Here is a 19,776-nt window from a genome sequence, read left to right as displayed (position 1 = left end):
AAATATTTATTAGAAATATGTGGATAAACTACATCCACTAATATTTTATAATACCATTTAATGAGAAAACGGAAAGATGGAATTGATGAGTCTTTGACTAAAAGATCGATTTCAACTTGCGCTTTCTATTTTCAACTTTTAGCTTTTAACTTTTAATATATTACCTCGTCCATTTGCCTTTAATCAATCATCTCTGTCTTATCCAGTGAAAAGGTATTTTACTTTTCTATCTGTTTACGGTATTTTATAATTTTTTTTCAATCTGCAGATTTGTTACATCAATCATATATTTCAGTATGATAACAGTATTGTTTTGCTTAAGATAAAATCCATATATACTGAAGCATATCCACTGTTATAGAATAATTGTTTGATTATATTTTATAAAAGAAAGGCTCCAGATTTCATTTTTATTAACTGGCCTCTTTGAATATAACATCAATTAGTACTGACCAAAAGTACCTTTTATAATGAATCTAAAACATTAAACCTATGCCAGAGAACATCAACAAAACCGACATTTTTAAATTTGTAGCACTCAGACCTCCTGTCACTATTGACAGAAGGGATCTTGAAACTAATTTTATCAAAGACAAGAGGAAACCTGAAGAAACTCCTGTTGGCAGACTAGTTAATACCTTCACAAAGAGAGATGGAAATAAAATTTCTGAACAAGTATCAGATTTCATTCGATCTAATAACTACAACATTGCTTATCCTGAAGTAGACGGTGATTACAGACTGTCTCGTATATATGAAGAAGCAAAAGCCATATCCAAAGGCACTTTTAACCTGGAAATTATAAAGGAAAAAATAGGTGGGATCATTAATGACTCCATCTCTTCTTTCCTGGAAAAGGATGAGTCAAAACATTTACTGAACAACATATGGGACAGGTATTATGCCTTTTATATTTTATCAAAAACAGAAAATCAAAATCTGGAAATATTAACTAAAGGCTTAAGAGTTTTCCATTTGTTGGATTTAATCAATCAATCCAGGATTGATAGTTTCTCAGATTTTCGAAGAGCCATCAATGCTCAACCATTGGTAGCACCATTATTTACTAATCTTCCAAAGCCTACAGTCAAAGTTGAAAAGCCAGAAGAGAAGAAGCCGGATCCTGATAAAATAAACGAATATAAAAAGCTGTGGAATGATTTCATCAATACGCACAGGGCTATTGAGGAATTAAGGAAATTAAAGTTTGAGAATAAGCTGGTTTCAGAGACTCAGGATGCTCCTAAGTCAGACAAAAAAAGAGATTATGTAGATACAGGCAAGATTACTTTTGCGAAAAGCATTTCTGTAGTAGATCAAAGGAGTTTTGCTAAACTACACCCGACCACATTGTCCATATTAAAAGAGTATGAAATAGATAAGGAAAATTTTCAGGTAAGTGCACCTGCAGCGGAGCTTCAGCAGACACTGGATACTTTGTATCTGAGAATGTCCAGTATTGAAGATTCGGAGTTCTTAAAAGTGATGCCGATTGAAGCCAGGTCTATTCCTGGTCTATCAAATATTGAAGATAAAATTAAGCAGGCAGGTGGTCTTCAGTTTATACCATATATTCCATCTACCAATGTCAGAGCATCTATCAAACCCTTGGGCATAGGTGAACTGAAAGTTGTAAAACAAAAACTCAAAAACTATACAGCAGGAGAAGTTGCACATATTGAAAATGTTCTGCGCGGGGAATACAAAGAGAGAAAACATCGTGTGCTTGACAGAACGGAAGAAATCTTTACTGTTACCAGTGAAACTTCGGAAGAAACAACCAAAGATACACAAAGTACAGAAAGGTTTGAACTGAAAAAAGAAAGTGAAAAGACCATTGAGGAGCAAATGAGTGTTCAGGCTGGTGTTACTGTTTCAGGTTCTTATGGCGTGGTAACCTTTGGTGCACATGGAGAATTTGCTTATAGTACATCCAGTCAGGAATCAAACAAAAATTCCTCCAATTTTGCGAAAGAAGTTATAGACAGATCTGTTTCTAAAATCCAGAAAAAAACCAAGGAAGAAAGAACAATCAAAAAGCTTCATGAAGTAGAAGAGATTAACACACATGGAGTTGATAATAAGGAGAAGCCGGATCATGCAGTAGGCATTTACAGATGGGTAGATAAATACTATGATGCACAGATCTATAATTATGGAAAGAGAATGATGTTTGAATTCATTATTCCTGAACCTGCAGCTTTCTATGAATATGCTCAGACACACAAGCCAAAGAAAGACATTAAACCTGTTAAGACTCTTAGCCCAACACTGACGCATAAGAGTATTACAGAATTCAATTATCAGGATTTTATAAGGGACTATAATATTCAAGGAATAACACCGCCTCCTCCATACTATAAAACAGCTTCAACAATCCTGTCAAGTGATGCAAGTATCCAGAATGGTACTTCTCTGTCTAAAAGCACTAAAGAGTTGATTATTCCGGAAGGATATTCTCTTACCAATATAAGCTTTAGCTTGTCTACCATATATGAGAATAATCCTCAGTTTAAGTTGTCCATAGGTTCTAATGATATAGGATGGGCATTCATTACAGATAATGATGCAAGAAGGAGATGGGATTTTCAGGCAGGTTCTATGAATTATGTTGATGGGATCATTCCTGTATCACTGAACTGTTACGATATGAACTCTTTCTTTGTTAATGTTACTGCAGGCTGTGTGCGTAGCGCTGCGAAGTATGAGCAATGGCAGATTCAGACTTTCGAAAAGATTATGAATGCTTATAAAGCATTGCAAATGGAGTACGAAGAGAAAATAGCTGCTCAGGAAGTTCAGCAGGGTATTGCAGTTACAGGTCAGAATCCTCGAATCAACAGAGAGATTGAAAAGGTTGAGCTTAAGAAACAATGTGTGAAACTGTTGATGGATACTTACCTCTTCGGATCATTCAATGCTATGAAAGAAAATGGTACCAGTTTTCCTGACTTTGATATATTTGACGCAATTGATGAAGGTAAGACGATTCAGTTTTTCGAACAGGCATTTGAATGGGAAAATCTTACTTACCTTTTCTATCCTTACTTCTGGTCAAGACAGAACCAATGGATGCACAAGTCTACCATCTATGATAATGATCCATTGTTTACAAAATTCCTGCAAGCGGGATCTGCCAGAGTTGTAATTCCTGTATATCCTGCATACAATGATGCTGTGATGTATTTCCTTGAAAACAATGGAGCCATCTGGAAAGGAGGAGAGCCTCCAAGATTAAATGATCCCCTGTATATTTCTCTTGCTGATGAACTGAGAGATGAAACAGATGATCTTGGAAATGCATTACCAGAAGGAACTCCATGGGAAGTTGTTCTTCCAACTACTTTAGTCTATTTGCAAAACGATTCGAATTTGCCAACTTTTTAATCTTAAAAAAAATGGAATTACAGAATCCTCCTGTAAGTGGCGCTAATGATTGGCTTCTATATGACAGACTGGCTTATACCAGGCTGTCAATGGAGACCAGTCCGCCCTGGCCAGATGCCATCATCAGACAAAATACCTTTTGTAATGCTTGTTTGAACATTACAAGAGCAAGGAGAGCAAGCGAGTTTACCTCCGTACGACAGCGAAATGCATATTATGATTTTATGTCCTACGTGTTTGAATATTCTTCTTTACCAGACAGACGATCGAGGGGTATTAAGTTCTTCCACGCTACAACTGTAGTTACAACCTGGGCTGCTCTTGGAGCGATAGAAGGAGTTGCCCGATCTTTAGTCTTGAGTCAGGCAACGATAAATGTACTATCGGAAGTAAATCGTCTTCTTTTAGAAGAAAATATGTATGTGATTTATTGCCTTTTGTACACTACAGAAAATAATTTTCCTTTCGCATTTGTAAATAACTCACCATGCGTGATACATCCGAGAGAGATCAGCTGTTTTGATTTTGATATTCAGATGGTACGTTTTGAGCAATCGATTGTTGAAAACTATATTACTTCACATAATGACCAGTTTACAGACACTGTGAGAAATGAGATCAATGCTACATTAAATCCTTCAGGGCCCATAATGTCAGCAGTTTCAGCAGTTACAGGAGGTATATCAAGAGAGGCGATGAACATGGCAAAAAGAGCCCTTGGGGTTTCAGATCTTAGTTTTATGAACTATCGTCATAGAACTGCAATCGGATTTGCTACTGTACATATCTTTCAACGCAGGACTTCTGATTATACCACTTTTTTAAGATCAATCGGATACATATAATAAAGATTGGGGAATTGAAACTGTTTCAATTCCTTATTTTTTTCAAGGAAGCAGAAACCTATTAAGTAAATACCAATTAAAAATTCAAACAGTTATGAGAAACAACTTAAAAGTAAAATTTCATTTTGATCGTCTGCATTGCCATGATGAAGCAGATGGCTGGGGAAATGCAGAGCCTTACATGTGGACAGTATTTTTTAAAATTGATGGTACAACCTGTCGTTTAAATGATTCATTAATGTTAGAAGGGAGCGCTACCATTTTTCCAACTCCAGGTAGTCACGGGAATTTAGGTGATTCTGATGTAGACGCCGGTGATACTGTTCCGATACCATCCGCTATTGGATTGAAAGAGATGACATTGACTCCCATACCTGTACCTGATATAGTGAAGAAGCTTGGTACGGATGATGTTCCGGCTGTTGCAGGATGTATTGTGGTATTAATGGAAGAGGACAATGTTTCTGATGATGGGGCAGAAGCTGGTCATCATGCTTTAAATGTTGGTGTACAGCAAGCATTAAATAGCCTTATACCTACGTTAGGATTTACGAAGCAGGATATTTCTGATGATGATATAAAAAACCTGACTGGTAAAATTCAAAGTAAGATTGAAGACGCCATTAAGAATCAACAAAACTTCTTTGAAAATTTCTGGAGCTGGATTAATGCTGATGATACCATTGGAACAGCAGTGTTTAAATTTTCCGGTGATCAGCTATTAGAACAGAATCCATCTTCATTGCATAAAAGATGGACGAATGATAATGGAGACTGGGAATTATTTGGTTCTGTAGATACGCTAGAGCAGCCAAGCTGTCCTGCCAATGTTGTAAAAGGAATTATTGACGCAGTGTTTGGTGAGTCTTCTTCTAAAAAAAGCATGAGTGCCATGCATGACTTCAGGAATAATGAATTTAAAAGATTTGAAGGTTTGGAGTATTGGTGGACGATCGCGCAAAGGAATAGTCACTATCTTAAGTTAGCATTGAACAACAGAGAAGCTTCAGAAGCTGCGGTTTCTTTATTTCAGGATATCCCAGAATTATTAAGTAACAGAGATAAACCACTCAGTGATTTTCATTTTAATTGTGCATCTAAAGTTTTAAAACATATCGCAACGCTAAATGAAAAAGATCGTCAGTCAAGAAAGGATATCAACAGGTCTATAGATGCTTTGAATATGCTTCAGGGAAAGAGTTTGAATGATCTGTTTGAATCATTGTCAAAAGTAAGACCTGCAAGGTATCCGACAATTAAAGCTCTTGGAAGTGATTTAAAATTGAAGGTTCAAAGGAGAGAATCAGGTAGGTAAAATTATTTTTTCAGAACCACCAGTTTTCCGTCCTGTGGCTTGCAGGACGGGATTCTTATCATAGTACTGAATTGAATAGTATTCATATCTTTTTAATTTTAATTTTTGGGTTTAACCAGTTGATAACATTATTTAATGTTTAGAATTTCCACTTGTACAGACGAATCTTTATCAATTTTTAAAATGGATGAAGTTCTGGTTTTTTTGCTTAAATAATAATTTTTCTTTTGATATAGTGCTTATCAAATAATTTAGTTTATTCTAAATAAAAAAAATATATGGTACTCATAATGAAGTCTTTGATTTTATAATTCAACTATTGCCAATTTGACCAGGAGTTCCTTTCCTGCTATTAGATTTTTGTCATATAGGTTTAAATAAATGATTTTTTATTTAAAAATTTAAAATTCTTATTTTTGAATAAATATTTTAAATATGAAAAGATATCTATTGATTTTTTTAGCATCAGTTTTTTTCCTTCAAGGTTCTATCGCTCAAGATAGAAAATGGGAATGGATGGTTAATGGCAGCAAGTCCAGAGGTTCTTCATCTAATGCGATGACCATGGATTCCGAACGAAATATTTATGTAGTTGGTTGGTTTGATGGCAATTTTGAAATCGACGATGTCACTTTAACCGGGAAAGGTAGTAATGATATTTTTCTTGTTAAGCTTAAAGAGAATGGGGATTTAATATGGGCAAGAGGATTAGGAGGTCCTAATTTTTTTGATCTGGGATATGCTGTTACTGTGGATAAGCAAGACAATGTTATAATAACAGGATCTTTTGATATTAATGCAGTTGTCGGTTCGGAGACATTGACGAGTACTTATTATAGAGATGTTATAACTGTGAAGTATGATAAGAATGGTAACATACTTTGGATAAGACAGGGTAAAGGGACAGGAGCAGAAGATTATGGGTATGCTATAAAAGCTGACTCATTGGATAATGTTTATGTTGCTGGTATAAATTCAGGTGTTATGAATTTCGAAGGGACTTCAATCGAACAAGGTGGATTCATAACAAAATATGATCCTTCAGGAAACTTGATTAAAATCATTTCTATACCTGGTCAATCAACGGAAGTTACCTCCATTTCCTTTGACAGAAAGGAGAATATTTTAGCTGTAGGAATGTTCACTGCTAATACTGCTTTTGAAAATATTACAATTCCCGGAGTAACCGGTTGGAGAACGTTTTTAGCGAAATATAATTCTTCGGGTGATATTGAATGGATTAAAACTCCTATAGCTAATCCAGGTTCTGCTACAGTAAAAGAGGTAGTGACGGACGAATTTGGAAACTCTTATATTGGAGGTATGTTTATGGATACGATCATAGTTGAAAAAGATACTCTTACTAATCAAAGAAAAAGAGTCGTGACTTTTAATCCTTTAACAATGAAGTTCGATACAACTTATTCTATGATTTGGAATGCATTCATTGCAAAATATGATTCATCAGGTGTTTTTAAATGGATAAAAAAGATAGGATCTGAACAAAATGCAGAGGTGAGAGGATTGTTTTGTGATCAAAAAGGTGGTGTATTTATAAGTGGCATTTATATGGGAAAAACTAAAGTAGGAAATGCGGAATTTGATTCAAATACCCATACAGGATATTTTTGCAAGATGGATTATAATGGGAATTTTGAGTTTGCAGAGGATATAAAGTCAACAAGTGGATTCACTGTTTATTTAGAGGATGTCTATGCAATTAAAGGTACATATTATATTACAGGTTTGGCAAGCCAATTAAAATTGGGGGATTTTGAGTTTAAGAATGATATTTCTAATCCTCAATTTTTTATTGCAAAGAATAGTTCTAAATCATATGCTCCGGAGATTAAATCTTTTTCCCCATCCTATGTTGCAGCCCTAGACTCTGTTACAGTGAAGGGTAAGTATTTTACTGGAGTTACAGATGTGTTCCTCGGTTCAGAAAGTCTTAGTTTTACTATTGTTAGTGATAGTGTACTAAGGTTTAAGACATATTTGGCTTCTGTAAATAAATTCTCATTGGTAAATCAGGGAGGAACTACATTTTCTTCAACACCTTTGGAAGTAGTCTTTGTCACAGGAATAAAGAGCGCTGAGAGTGAATCTATAGTAGCATATCCAAACCCCGCAAACAATATTTTATACTTCAAAGGCTTAAATAATCCGGGGCAGATTTCTATTATGTCAATAGATGGAATGATGCTTAAAAAAATCTCAACATCAGAAGTAGAATGCTCTTTAAATGTTGAAGATATCTCAAAAGGAACATATTTATTTGTTTTCGAAGGAAATACGGGGGGTAGAAAGGTCGGAAAAATTACGATTATTAAATAGTTTACTTCTGATTATAGAAGATGACAAAGCTTCTATGTTACTTTAAAATCCAAATGCCTCGGATAGTTTATCTGAGGCATTTTCTATTTCGTAGAGACGCCATGCAGGGCGTCTCAAAAACTGTGATAGGGAGGCGCATGAGATAACTGCATACAATTATGATTATTAAATGTCCTTAGTTTCTTATTAATGAAGATTGTTGTGAAAGGATAATATGGTACATGGTGGAGGAGGAGGCGCCATGCATTGAGTCTCTACCTGTGATAAAGAGGAACAAGAAAAAAATCCATTCAATTATGATTAATTATTGAATTCCTCGTCTCCGTTTTGCTGGGCTGTGTTGAAAGGGTAATATTGTTCATGGTGGAGAGAGAGAGACACCATGCATGGCGTCTCTGCGAAGGATAAATTTTAAAATGTCAGTTTAATTATTCTATTTCCCTCCATACACATAGTATTCATATCCTAACATTCCTTTCGCTAGACAAAGGTCAATACGATCACCCTCTTTGTGATGATCATAAAAAGATTTACCATAACTTAATTCTTCCAATCCTCCTTTGCCTAGTATGATAACCCGGTAGTCTTTATGTCTGGAGCCTCTTATCATTTTGCGAACAATAGGATAGGACTTACATGACCTTGATACAGGTGCAGCTTCATTAACTATTTGTCCAAGGCCAAAGAAGCTGAATATAGTGAGGACAACAAGCTGAGGATAAAAACCTACATTCTTTACATTCTTATAACTGTCTAATCCGGAGATATAGTAATCAAGAACAAAGTAAAGAATCGTTGCAAATAAAAATGCAGCAGTGACAATTGTAAAGGAAAGCGATATCCAGTGGGTATATTTATCAATATTTTTAAGTCCGTAAGTGAATAGGGTAAATGCCGCTATAGCGCAAACAGGCATAATGATATTAAGTCTTTTAACAGTATTGTTTTTCTTTGGTAACATTCAGGTAAAAAAAATAAACTAACTTGATTAAGATACGGATAAAATCTACATCTTTTAAAACCTTTCCCTTTTTACTTTCGGATTTTAAGCCTTTCGATTTCTGCTAAAGAATTTTTTTATACAAACATTTGAAATTTAGTGTTTTATTTTATGATTATGCTGCACAATCAGCTATTGCAAAAAGAGTTCACCAGCTAAAGAATATCTTCCTGCAACATGCTCATCGATTTTAAGGCTTAATTTTTCAAGCATATAATTTATTTATTAATTAAACTTTTACACCTATGGAAGAGCAAAAACCATTACCAAAATTTGATCCTGAAAAAACGGCAGATTTACTTATCAAACTGAAAAAACTGAAAGCTCGTGTTGACACAATAATGCTTTCGAATGAAGAGTTAAGGAAGCTTTGGATTAAAAGTTATACTGATAATCGGAATTAGGAGATTCACCAGCTATTGAAGATCGGAATTCAACATGGTTAATCTTTTTTAAAGCTTAATTTTTAAAGCACATATTTTATTTATCAACCAATTTAAACATTTCAATTACTATGGGATATCAGAAATTATCCGCAAAGCTGGATGCCGAAAGAGTGGCACGAATCATCAGCAAAATTCAGGAACTGAAAGCTGAACTTGATTTTGTAATCAACCTGTCTAATGAAGAACGAAAGACTCTTAGAAAGGTCGCTGAGAAGAGGCAAGGTTACGTTAATGATGTTTTGATTGCTGTAAAGGCAAATCCTAAAACAATTCCGGGCGTGCTCGACACTGAAGATTATTATTACAGAGCTAAGTTGTATCTTGATCTTGCTGAAATCAACATGCATATTCAGCCTGTTATGGAAGGAATAAGCGATACCATGATGGTAGCAGGCAATGAGGCGATCACTCTGACAGATCAGTGTTACGGCTTTCTGAAACAGCCAGCCAGAGGCAACAGCAACCTTACTGACACTGTTTCAAAATTGTCCAAGCATTTTGCAAGCAGGAGTAAGCCAGCAGAACCGGAAGATAAACAACCTACCGATTTGTAAATCAAAAGCCCATTCGAAAGAATGGGCTTTTTTTATTTAAGAAGACCAGAGATCAAGTTGAGATATTTGAATTGTTATAATGACTATTGTATGCACTGAATGGAATAATCGTGCTTCCGAAGTTCGAAATCGTACCTCTGAGGTCCGCCATCGTACTTCCGAGGTACGACATCGTAGTTCCGGGGTTCGAAGTCGGACCTCCGAGGTCCGTCGTCGTAGTTCTTAGGTCCGAAATGGTACTTACGAATTGCGTCAAATGTCTGAACCACATTTCAAAATCTCATTGACCTTTGCTCCCTACACCGTGGCATATCCCGACAGGCCACGGTGTAGAGAGTATGTTGAAGAGGAGAGAGTTGTTGGGCACGTGTTACAAAAGCGCGCCAGCCAGTTATACCCCTAGACTGTCGCATGATTATATAAAACTTATGATGATTTTAATTCAAACCAGTAATGTAAAAGCATTTTGGGTTTTATACTTTTCAAATTATTCTCATGATTGTTACCGGTCATAGATATTATCATAAAACTACATTATGAAAAAAATGAACTTTTTAATTTACCTTTTTAAGCAGCTGATTGTAGATGTAAAATTCCATTTAAACCGGAAATAAAATTTGATTGATATTAAATCAAATATAGAAAGGGTTTCATCTCTGATTAAGAAATAATTTAGTATGAAGAAAATTGGTCTGCTATTTATATTGGTGAATATGCTGAATATTCATTTGTATGCACAAAACATAATAACTGTCAATTTATCCAATAAAATCCGACCTGTCACACACTGTGCATCCGGTTCTTTATATGGGGTCATTGAAACCTTGCCCTCCGATATTGCTAGTCTGGTCGCTCCTCTGAAGCCACATGTTTTTGCCAATCCTGCACAAAGTGGTTCGGGAAAACAACAGCCTGTCGGAGATGCTATAAAAGTTTCTGAACGACTGCAAAACACCACAGCCAAGGTGCAGATACGTCTGCCTGATGTTTTGCCTGGATGGCCATATAAATGGCCTGGTACTCAATCCTATTTAAATATCTGCCAACAAGTAATTGATGCAAAGAAAGCTTCAGGTAGAACTAATTATGATGGTTACGAAATCTGGAATGAACCTCAGGGAACCTGGAACGCATCTAATGGTAACTTTAACACCACCTGCTGGAAACCCACTTTTGATCTGATCCGTTCGCAGGATCCAGGTGCAAGAATAATCGGGCCGTCACTGGCATATTACAACAATAACTATATGCGCGATTTCCTGACTTTCTGCAAGGCTAATAATTGTATTCCGGATGTTGTCTGCTGGCATCAATGGGGAGCAGGTGGGTTTGTAAACGCGTACAACCAGTACCGTGCGCTTGAAAAGGAATTGGGAATTTCTGCTAGGCCAATCAGCATTAATGAATATTCTTCAAAAACCAGTGATCCCAATGAAGGTTGTCCAGGGTATTCTGTACCATTTATCAGTAAATTTGAAAGACATGGAGTCGAAAGCGCCTGTATCTCCTGGTGGTTTACCAACCTGCCTGGCAGATTGGGAAGTTTGCTGACCTCCGGTAACCAGAAAGGCGGAGGATGGCATTTGTACAAATGGTACGGAGATATGACCGGAAACATGGTACAGGTAACTCCCCCGAATGATTTAAGCGAAGGCTTGGATGGTTTTGGTTGTATAGACGATGTCAGTAAATATGCGAGTATCTGCATTGGTGGAAATTTTACAGGAAATGCTTCTGTAAAAATAACCGGAATTCCTGCCTATTTCGGTAGCAGTGTCAAGGTGAAGCTGGAATATGTTTCATGGTCTGGTAAAGACAATCCTGTAGCTGGTACGTCATTGATATCCAACTCTGTTTTTAATGTGAACAATGGTGCTGTTACAGTGCCTGTAAATGTAACAAGTATTTATTATGCTTATCGCATTTATTTAGAGCCATCGGTGAATACACCTTCCGTTACAATTACTGTTCCTGCCAAGGATACAGTGGTTGCCAATCCGTCAGATGTGTTGGTTCGTGCAAATGTTTCAGACCCATCAGCAATTACTGATCTGAAGTTTTTTGTCAATGGTGTGCAGTCTGGAAAAACGCTGACAGTTCCTCCTTTTACAACCACTTTGAATATCAGAACAGCAGGTGTTTATACCGTTACAGCAGAACTTACTGATAAAAACAATAACAAAGTTGTTTCGTCTGGTAAAATCATAAGGACCGCAATTGCACAGGTTGGTTATAACTATCAGTCTCATACTATTCCAGGTACAATTCAATCTGAAGAATTTGATCTGGGAGGAAACGGCATTGCTTATCTGGACAATACATCGGGAAGCAGCGTCACTCCACTGGTAAATTACAGGACCGACGAGGATGTTGATATAGAAAACTGTACAGATGCTGGTGGAGGATACAATGTAGGATATGCAACAGCGGGTGAATGGCTGGAGTACAGTATAAATGTAGCTAAAACAGGAAAATACAACCTTGCTCTGAGGGTAGCTTGTAATGGCGATGGACGAACGGTTAATTTAACAATTGACGGGAACACTTTAACCTCAGCTATAGCTATACCAAACACCTCAGGATGGCAAAGCTGGAAAACTATTTCTGTTAAAGAATTGCAAATGTCTGCAGGGGAACACATCCTGCGATTGACCATAGGAAATGTGGACTATGTCAATCTGAATTATATGGTTTTTGAAGAGGTGGTTCAGGTGCAACCACCGGCGATCACATTAATTTCGCCAGGTAACCGGACAACTATAAGTGTAAACGAGAAATTAACACTATCTGCAGATGCAACCGATCCTGACGGAAATATCATCGGTGTATCTTTTTATCAAGACGGCAAATTGCTCACCACAGTAAATACTGCACCTTTTTCTTACCATTGGATACCAACATTTCCGGGAGAATATTCATTTTATGCTGAAGCATTTGATACCGATGGCTTAAGTACCAGAACAGATACAGTGAGTATTACAGTTCAATCAATTGTCACGGGGCTTAATGGTGTGGAGATCATCTCATTTCAACCGCATCCGAATCCTTTGAATGAAGAAGGTTTTTCGCTGAAAGGAATGGGAAGCTTTGCCTATCGCATTGTTGATTTTAAAGGTGCATTGGTAGAAAGTGGCGATGCTTCAGAGGCAATAAGAATTGGAAAAGGTCTGGCCCAAGGTATATATCTTCTGACGATAGAAAATGAAGAGAACCGGTTTGTCTGGAAGATCGTCAGGAAGTAGGCCGGTTCATTAAAAGACTTTTGTAAAATATAATAACTGTAATCTACACGAGGGATTTCATAGACATTGCAACAAAATAAAATTTTTGGATTAGGTATTTAGTTCGCATTTCAAAGTAAATGGACCTCATCCCTAACCCTTCTCCTGAAGGAGAAGGGAACAGTTCAGTAAAAAAATCACGTGATTTTAAAACAGATAGAGCTATTAACATACACGTCAAAGTCCCTCTCTTTCAGGAGAGGGATTTAGGGTGAGGTTTTTAGTGAGTCTGCTACACAAGGCTTCTAAGCAGTCTTTGAGTAAGGAGAACTAAATACCTAACCCTATAAAATTTATCTGTAATTTACACCGTGGCCTGTCGGAGGACAGGCCACGGTGTAGCAATGACATTAACGAAGTGAATCAGATGTATGAATCAAATTTCAAATCTCATCAACCTTTGCTCAAATACTTTTAGCTTTCAACTTTTAGCTTTCAGCTTTAATTTTCATCACCAGGATTTATATTTCTATCCTTAGCCTTTAGATCTCTGTTTTTATTTTTAAGCCATCTCTCCAATTTAACGCTATCTCTGTTTTTAGTTTCTGTTCTTACGGTTCTGTGCCGGTCTTTTTCCTCATCAGGGATATCTTTTTCATCTGCCTCTTCTGTTCCGGCGGCTACACGATCGGCATGATATCCTCCTCGTTGTCCCAATGGCTCTGATTCACCAACAGTGGTATCTTTAGCTGTCTGGTGTTCCATTTCAGAATTTATTTCTGCACCGAGAAGAACACAAATGCTTGTAATCTGAAACCACAGCATCAGGATAATGACAGCAGCTATAGCACCATAGGTGGCATCATAATTACCGAAGTTATTGATGTATAAACTAAACAGAAGAGAAGCTCCGGTCCATAAGGCAGCAGCTATACATGCACCCCAGGTGACCCACTTAAACTTAGGATTATTTCTGTCAGGTGCAATTTTATATATTACAGATAATGAAACAACGATGAATGCAAAAAGCAAAGGCCAACGCGCCAGTGAAATGATATCTGATACAGTAGAAGGCAATCCAAGTTTATCAATTATAGCCGGAAAACCGATTACCAATGCTACTGCTATTAATCCTACAAATATTCCCCCCAGTGTAACGGCAAGGGTTATTCCATTTAACTTAAAGAAATTTCTTTCTTCATTTTGGTTGTAAGCTATATTAATACCATCAAAAAGCGCCTTGGTACCGCTGTTAGCAGACCACAAACTAAGCAGAATACTGAAAATCAATGCTAAACCAAGACCCTGTTGAGGGGCGCTGACAATCTTATGTAATTGTGGTCCAATGATATCCTGAGCTTGTGGCGGCAGTACTGCACCTAACTGACTCAATTGTTGTTCTACCTGAGCTGCGTCAAATACAAGTCCATAAATGGCAACCATAGCACTTATCAAAGGGAAAAGCGCCAGAAAGAAATAAAACGCAACTCCTGCTGCTACTATGCTGATATGATCATTGGTAAATTCCTCCTTTACCCTTAGAAATATATCCTTCCATCCTCTTGCGGGGATCTCCTTTGGTCGATCCGCCATCGTTCCTCTATTCCTGCTATCCATTTTTCCATTTTCAGTGTTCCTAAATTGGTAACCGAAAGCTTAAAAATATAGTTTAATAAAGCTCCTGAAGTCTTCATAAGGACGATGCGGTAATTACCTGGTTAGTTAAAGATTTTTATGGTATAGTAAGTTGATAAGGAGTTGAAACAACGAAATGTGGTTTTAAAAATATTCAGAATCAGAGTCTAATTAACAAAAGGAGAATATCACCTTCCCTGCGAACTTATAAAGTGCGTCTCAGGTTTGACTGAACCACGATTTCAATTCTCATAGATCTTTTGACATCATTTACTTAAAACTTATAACTTAAAACTTACAACTTATTTCATCCACTTCCTTCTTCCAAGTGAAAACAGCACAAACGGTGTTAGCGGCAATTTTTTCCTTTTAAACTCAATGGTTACAACAACGAGATCATAGATAAAGAGGAAAGGGAATACAACATATTTTAAGATCTTCATAGCGGTTAGTGGGAGTTAGGTCTGTTGATCAATGTTAATTTAGCATCTATCAATGCAAAGTGCAGTTCCTGAAAGTCAATAGGCTTTTGGAAATACCGGAAAAGCGTGCCCTGCTCCAAAGCCATATCCAGCACCTGTGTATCTCTGTGTACAGTGAGCGCTATAATGATAGGAGGTGAGTTATTAAAACGTGCAGCACTCACAAACTCAAACCCTGTAACCTCTGGCCTGGGTTGATCAGCAATGATGATATCAATCTTTTCGGTATGCAGGGCAAAGACCGCATCGATGCCCGTCTTGAAGAGGTGAATATTATATTCCTTGAATTCCCGGAAATAAGCACGGAAGGCATTTAGGTTGTGTTGCTCACTGTCGACATAGAGCACGCCGGTTGTGTGTTTCATATTTAGCTGGTTTTTAGATGTATTAAAAATAGTTTTCAAATAGTCAGGTCATATATGGAGGACAGTCTGATATTTCCATATATGGCTGATTTTATTAGCTTTGTATATAAGATCAAAAATAAGTGGTATTTTATTCATCACAAGAATAAGATATTCATAACAAAAGAATATCTTATAATGTAAGTATCAGATTAATTTTTAAAGAGTTATGCTAACGTTAGGAAATAAAATAAAGAAAGTAAGAGAACTGAAAGGTCTGAAACAGGAATACATGGCAGAGGTATTAGGCATCAGCCAGCCCAGCTACAGCAAGATTGAAACGGATGAAGTGTCGGTGAGCCCGGAGAGGCTGGAGCAGATTGCGAAGGTGTTGCAGGTGACTGTGCAGGATATCTTGGCGTTTGATGAACGCATATTTTTTAATATCACGAATAGAGATCAATCTTACGGAAGCGGATATTTCGTTCAAAATAATTCTGCAATTTCAGAAAATGAGAAGAAGCTTTATGAGGATAAGATAAAGTTGTTGGAGGAGTTGGTGGAGATGCAGAAGAGGGAGATTGAGAGGTTGAAGGGGGAGAAGTAGGAGATTTTATATGTTGTAAAAAGCCGGATAAAACTAAAGATTTGAAGTTTTGTCCGGCTTTTTTTATTGGTGAGAGAAAATTTTTAAGGAAAAGCTGGGATTATTTTTTGTTGCGCAGTTTGGTTGCGTAGGTGGTGTTTTGTTTTACATTATTCAAAATAAATCAATAGGAGGAGATGGATATAGAAATAAAAATTCTAAAATTTAAAAGTAAGGTGAAAAGTTAAATTAATAAATAAGTAATAATATGGATTATATAAATTTGGAAATTGATTTCATTGATAGGACCTTAAAGGCTATCAGGCAATATGAAAGATTTTTAAAGGAAAATCAGAATGAAGAAGCTTTTGATGTTACGATGTATATTAACTCATTAACAGGTCTAATTATCTTTCCCAAAGAAAATGGATTTTTAAAGAAATTTTTGCCAAATGACAGAATTGAGGAATGGTATTTAGGGGGAAGCGTTAAAGATGATACAATACTAACAATTAAAGATCTAGCTATTCAGTTAAGACATTGTATTGCTCATGCCGACTTTGAATTTGGTTCAGATAATGAACGTCAAATTGATAAAGTGATTTTTAAGGATACTAAAGAAAAAAAAGGAGTAATTGCTGAGTTCAGGATAGATGATTTTAAAAGCTTTATTGAGCTAATCTCTGAAGCTATGATTGAAAATGCTCGGAAGAGGAATAGTATATAAACAGGTTAAGGTTGTAAAGTCTCCAAGTTTATTTAAAAATTATGTCACTTGTTATTGTTTTATCAGTAGGTGGTAGAGCACCTATCTTCAATCCAGAAACTTCAATTTCCCTTAAAGGAGGAGATGCAGATTATTGGTATTTATGGCCAACTATGATTAAAGAAATAAAAGAAGAAACGGGAGAATTAATAGACTTATATGATGACGCAGAGTTTTCAGGAGATAATTTGCCTAAAGTTGAAGAGATTGTGATAAGGCAATTGGAAAAATTAAAACAGAAGAAGGAAAAGGAGTGGCAAGTACATATAGGGACACAAATTGAACCTGTAAAGCAAGAAATTTTTAAATCATTAATAAAGAAAGACCTTGAAAGAAAACTAAGGCATTTTTTGAAAATTATGGAGCAAGCAAGATTAACAAACGAAAAAGTAATTTGCATTGGTGATTAAATAGAACCATAGGAGTGAAAATATATGGTTTTGGCTTATATCAATCTTGTGGAAGTAGAAGTTAGTAGGGAAAGCGTTGCAAATGACCAGATGACGGCACCAATAACTTCAGCCGTATTAGATAATTTTTGTCAGTTAAAATTAAATAATTTGATACATATAAATGAAAAATATACACACTTGGTGTGTATATAAAAAAGTTAGCAACAATACATGCATGAAAATTGAAGTAGAAATAGAACATCTCAAAACGCAAACAGATCTATACACGGAAGCAATATTTGCAATTTCAGCATCTACAATTGGCTATTCTGAACTAACTTCAGTAATCGGACCTATGTTGAAACTGAATGAAACAACTCTGATGAGTATAATATTGCTTGCGGAGAATAACCACTATAGAGACCTAGTTATTCTTTCTCGACCATTTTTAGAATCAATTATTAATGTAGGATTTATTTGTGCAGAGGATGAAAAGGCAGTTGTTGCCTCAAAAAAATATGCTTATCAAAAAGGGTATAGGGATTTATTTCGGGGAATAGAAGTTAATGACTTTAAAATAACAAGTGGATTTTCTGATTTCCTAAAAGAGTTTGAAAAGGCTACTACCGAAGAAATGAAAAATGCTTTAGCTGAATATACAACAAAGAAGGGAAGAGAAGTAATGGAGTGGACTCCTGAAACAACAAAAGGTAAGCTGGGAATAATCGGTAAAGAGTATGGAGTGTATGTAAATGGCCTTTTGACTTTTGCCTTCTTTTCAATTTACAGGGATGTTTCAGAAATAATTCATAACAGCTACTATGGGGTTCGAATATATTTGGGAATGCAGCAAAAAGACATGTCCATATTCAAAAATGCGAATGAAGCGGCTGAATATTTCGGGGATCATCAGAAAAAACTTGCGATTTTGATATTACAACAGATTAATATCTCACTTAATGCAATATTAAATATTCTAAATCAAAAATTTAAACTGAACAGTACTAATATGATTTTTGAAAAGTCTAATTCAAAATTAGTCGAATATGCGAATTCAATTAAATAACTTCCCTGGGCTAAGTCTGGTGTTTTGTCTGGCTTAAGTTTTTAACTTAAGCCCACAAATGAAAGCAAGTTTAAAAGTATGAAAGTTAAAATTTTGGATGTTAAAGGAGATGAAGTGAGATTCTCTTGCTCAATAGGAGATGGAGCCGGCATCTGTAAAGAAAGGAACCTTGTAGTTGGGATGAGCTGTGATGTGGAGATAGATATTTTTGAGATACTAGAAACTAGGGTAAATACAGAGATCAGTAAAGATAAGCTCTTGTTTTGGCATTATAATGGAGGAGTGAATATGATAAATGTTAAGGTTGAGAGTATCGATATTGATAATTCAATTTGTTTGCGATTGACGAAAGACTTCATCGTTATGGTTGATTATGTAGCCAGAGGCATATCAGTTGGTGATGTATTGCTTATAAAGGTTAAGTTGTCAGAAGTTGCAATAACCTTAATTGGGGTATGATCTTAGGCTTAAGTTTTCAAAACTTAAGCCTAAAAATGAGAGTAAGTTTTTAACTTGCGGTTTGTAATGCAGATTCAAATAAAATAAGATACATTTAGATATATAGTCTCGAAAAAAGCGGGGCATTAGTATAATATGATAGAGTTTGACACTAAAACCTTAGAAAGACTAAAAAATCCGAAAACTAAAGTAGAAGACAAATTATTTTTATTTGCTAGAAATATCGAAGAGAAGAATAAATTTGAAATCCAGCCAAACTATTGGGAAGATGCATTCGAGTTGATGGAATCTAAAGAGCGGATCTTTTATAAAGTTTGGCTTTGGATGAACTATGTTGAATGGGAAAGTTTTGTCCGGCCAATTCCGGAGTTTAAATGTGTTTTTGGAGTGGATAAAGAGTATGAGTTGAATAAATGCTTAGAAGACGAAATTGAATTAGACAATCTGTATAAATTTTATACACTAGGTGGTAAGGCCGGAGAGATTCTGCTTGATTGGGCTATTAAAGAATTACAAACCAACTTCTATAATGTATAGTCAAAAGTTAACCAGTTCGATAAAAAGTTCCTCGTGTGTCGTCCTAAAAAAAGTTTACCTGTGTCGTCCTAAAAAAAGTTTACAGTTTGGATTGGTAATCCGATTATAAATTTACACTTTTTTATTAATCCTAAAATCGCTTTACATTTGATCATCGGATGAAGCGGAATCAGGCTCTGCTGAGGAGCAACCTGCCAGGATTAATCCGGTCAGATAGCATAATTAATCCGATAATAGGTTTACACCGTTGTCGGATTTGCTTTTTTATGCATTCTGTAAATGCCTAAAAAAACCTTTATTCCGTCATAACCTCCTTGTTTCTCCAATGTCTTTTTAATATTCCATCCTCAACGTGAGCCCTTTCTGGGGTCAACAAATCACAGCTGAGGTGTGGCCTCTTTTCG

At 36.1% G+C, this 19,776-nt stretch carries 17 protein-coding genes; 13 read left to right on the top strand and 4 right to left on the bottom strand.

The genetic code is table 11. The features are described from left to right. Nucleotides 1-492 precede the first annotated feature (492 nt). The 4 genes from K350_RS31670 to K350_RS0124020 all read left to right on the top strand — a co-directional run bounded on the left by K350_RS31670 (nucleotide 493) and on the right by K350_RS0124020 (nucleotide 7,884). Nucleotides 493-3,387, top strand: coding sequence for a hypothetical protein (locus tag K350_RS31670; protein WP_051313613.1), 2,895 nt, complete (start codon nucleotides 493-495; stop codon nucleotides 3,385-3,387). Between the two features lie 11 nt (nucleotides 3,388-3,398). Beyond that, complete coding sequence (locus K350_RS0124030; protein ID WP_028982090.1) at nucleotides 3,399-4,232, top strand: hypothetical protein; 834 nt, start codon at nucleotides 3,399-3,401, stop codon at nucleotides 4,230-4,232. A gap of 94 nt (nucleotides 4,233-4,326) precedes the next feature. Beyond that, nucleotides 4,327-5,547, top strand: a complete 1,221-nt coding sequence (locus tag K350_RS0124025; protein ID WP_028982089.1) for a hypothetical protein — start codon at nucleotides 4,327-4,329, stop codon at nucleotides 5,545-5,547. A 435-nt stretch (nucleotides 5,548-5,982) separates the two neighbouring features. Further along, nucleotides 5,983-7,884 (top strand): T9SS type A sorting domain-containing protein, encoded by a 1,902-nt coding sequence (locus tag K350_RS0124020; RefSeq protein ID WP_028982088.1) that lies wholly within the window; start codon nucleotides 5,983-5,985, stop codon nucleotides 7,882-7,884. A gap of 433 nt (nucleotides 7,885-8,317) precedes the next feature. Here K350_RS0124020 and K350_RS0124015 read toward each other — a convergent pair whose 3' ends face one another. Beyond that, nucleotides 8,318-8,845 (bottom strand): hypothetical protein, encoded by a 528-nt coding sequence (locus tag K350_RS0124015; protein ID WP_028982087.1) that lies wholly within the window; start codon nucleotides 8,843-8,845, stop codon nucleotides 8,318-8,320. A gap of 284 nt (nucleotides 8,846-9,129) precedes the next feature. Here K350_RS0124015 and K350_RS32485 point away from each other — a divergent pair, with 284 nt between their 5' ends. Together K350_RS32485 and K350_RS0124000 are read left to right on the top strand one after the other, a co-directional pair. After that, the gene (locus K350_RS32485) at nucleotides 9,130-9,288 is read left to right on the top strand and encodes a hypothetical protein (RefSeq protein WP_156027181.1); all 159 of its coding nucleotides are present in this window, start codon (nucleotides 9,130-9,132) and stop codon (nucleotides 9,286-9,288) included. A gap of 110 nt (nucleotides 9,289-9,398) precedes the next feature. Then, nucleotides 9,399-9,884, top strand: coding sequence for a cytochrome P450 family protein (locus tag K350_RS0124000; protein WP_028982086.1), 486 nt, complete (start codon nucleotides 9,399-9,401; stop codon nucleotides 9,882-9,884). A gap of 52 nt (nucleotides 9,885-9,936) precedes the next feature. Here K350_RS0124000 and K350_RS32480 read toward each other — a convergent pair whose 3' ends face one another. Then, on the bottom strand, nucleotides 9,937-10,155 hold the full coding sequence (locus K350_RS32480) for a hypothetical protein (protein ID WP_156027180.1): 219 nt from the start codon (nucleotides 10,153-10,155) through the stop codon (nucleotides 9,937-9,939). A gap of 406 nt (nucleotides 10,156-10,561) precedes the next feature. On the opposite strand from K350_RS32480, the gene K350_RS32155 reads away from it, so the two are divergent. Then, nucleotides 10,562-13,126 carry an Ig-like domain-containing protein gene (locus K350_RS32155; protein ID WP_081671134.1) on the top strand — a complete coding sequence of 855 codons (2,565 nt, stop codon included), beginning with the start codon at nucleotides 10,562-10,564 and terminating at the stop codon, nucleotides 13,124-13,126. 480 nt (nucleotides 13,127-13,606) lie between these two features. Here the strand turns inward: K350_RS32155 and K350_RS30190 are convergent, their stop codons facing one another. Both K350_RS30190 and K350_RS0123980 read right to left on the bottom strand, forming a co-directional pair. After that, nucleotides 13,607-14,722 (bottom strand): YihY/virulence factor BrkB family protein, encoded by a 1,116-nt coding sequence (locus K350_RS30190; RefSeq protein ID WP_081671133.1) that lies wholly within the window; start codon nucleotides 14,720-14,722, stop codon nucleotides 13,607-13,609. Between the two features lie 466 nt (nucleotides 14,723-15,188). Beyond that, complete coding sequence (locus K350_RS0123980) at nucleotides 15,189-15,569, bottom strand: response regulator (protein WP_162144207.1); 381 nt, start codon at nucleotides 15,567-15,569, stop codon at nucleotides 15,189-15,191. Between the two features lie 226 nt (nucleotides 15,570-15,795). On the opposite strand from K350_RS0123980, the gene K350_RS0123975 reads away from it, so the two are divergent. The 6 genes from K350_RS0123975 to K350_RS0123950 all read left to right on the top strand — a co-directional run bounded on the left by K350_RS0123975 (nucleotide 15,796) and on the right by K350_RS0123950 (nucleotide 19,372). Then, complete coding sequence (locus K350_RS0123975) at nucleotides 15,796-16,173, top strand: helix-turn-helix domain-containing protein (protein ID WP_028982084.1); 378 nt, start codon at nucleotides 15,796-15,798, stop codon at nucleotides 16,171-16,173. 247 nt (nucleotides 16,174-16,420) lie between these two features. Beyond that, nucleotides 16,421-16,879 carry a HEPN family nuclease gene (locus tag K350_RS0123970; RefSeq protein ID WP_028982083.1) on the top strand — a complete coding sequence of 153 codons (459 nt, stop codon included), beginning with the start codon at nucleotides 16,421-16,423 and terminating at the stop codon, nucleotides 16,877-16,879. Nucleotides 16,880-16,920: 41 nt separating this feature from the next. After that, complete coding sequence (locus K350_RS0123965) at nucleotides 16,921-17,328, top strand: hypothetical protein (RefSeq protein ID WP_028982082.1); 408 nt, start codon at nucleotides 16,921-16,923, stop codon at nucleotides 17,326-17,328. Nucleotides 17,329-17,545: 217 nt separating this feature from the next. After that, nucleotides 17,546-18,376, top strand: coding sequence for a DUF5677 domain-containing protein (locus K350_RS0123960; RefSeq protein ID WP_156027179.1), 831 nt, complete (start codon nucleotides 17,546-17,548; stop codon nucleotides 18,374-18,376). A 78-nt stretch (nucleotides 18,377-18,454) separates the two neighbouring features. Then, complete coding sequence (locus K350_RS0123955; protein WP_028982080.1) at nucleotides 18,455-18,835, top strand: hypothetical protein; 381 nt, start codon at nucleotides 18,455-18,457, stop codon at nucleotides 18,833-18,835. A gap of 135 nt (nucleotides 18,836-18,970) precedes the next feature. Next, the gene (locus K350_RS0123950; protein ID WP_028982079.1) at nucleotides 18,971-19,372 is read left to right on the top strand and encodes a hypothetical protein; all 402 of its coding nucleotides are present in this window, start codon (nucleotides 18,971-18,973) and stop codon (nucleotides 19,370-19,372) included. The last annotated feature ends 404 nt before the right edge of the window (nucleotides 19,373-19,776 follow it).

It is taken from the genome of Sporocytophaga myxococcoides DSM 11118 (genome assembly GCF_000426725.1).
Taxonomy (GTDB): Bacteria; Bacteroidota; Bacteroidia; order Cytophagales; family Cytophagaceae; genus Sporocytophaga; species Sporocytophaga myxococcoides.
Note: the sequence above shows the minus strand (reverse complement) of the source record. Positions and strands in the feature narration are given on the sequence as shown.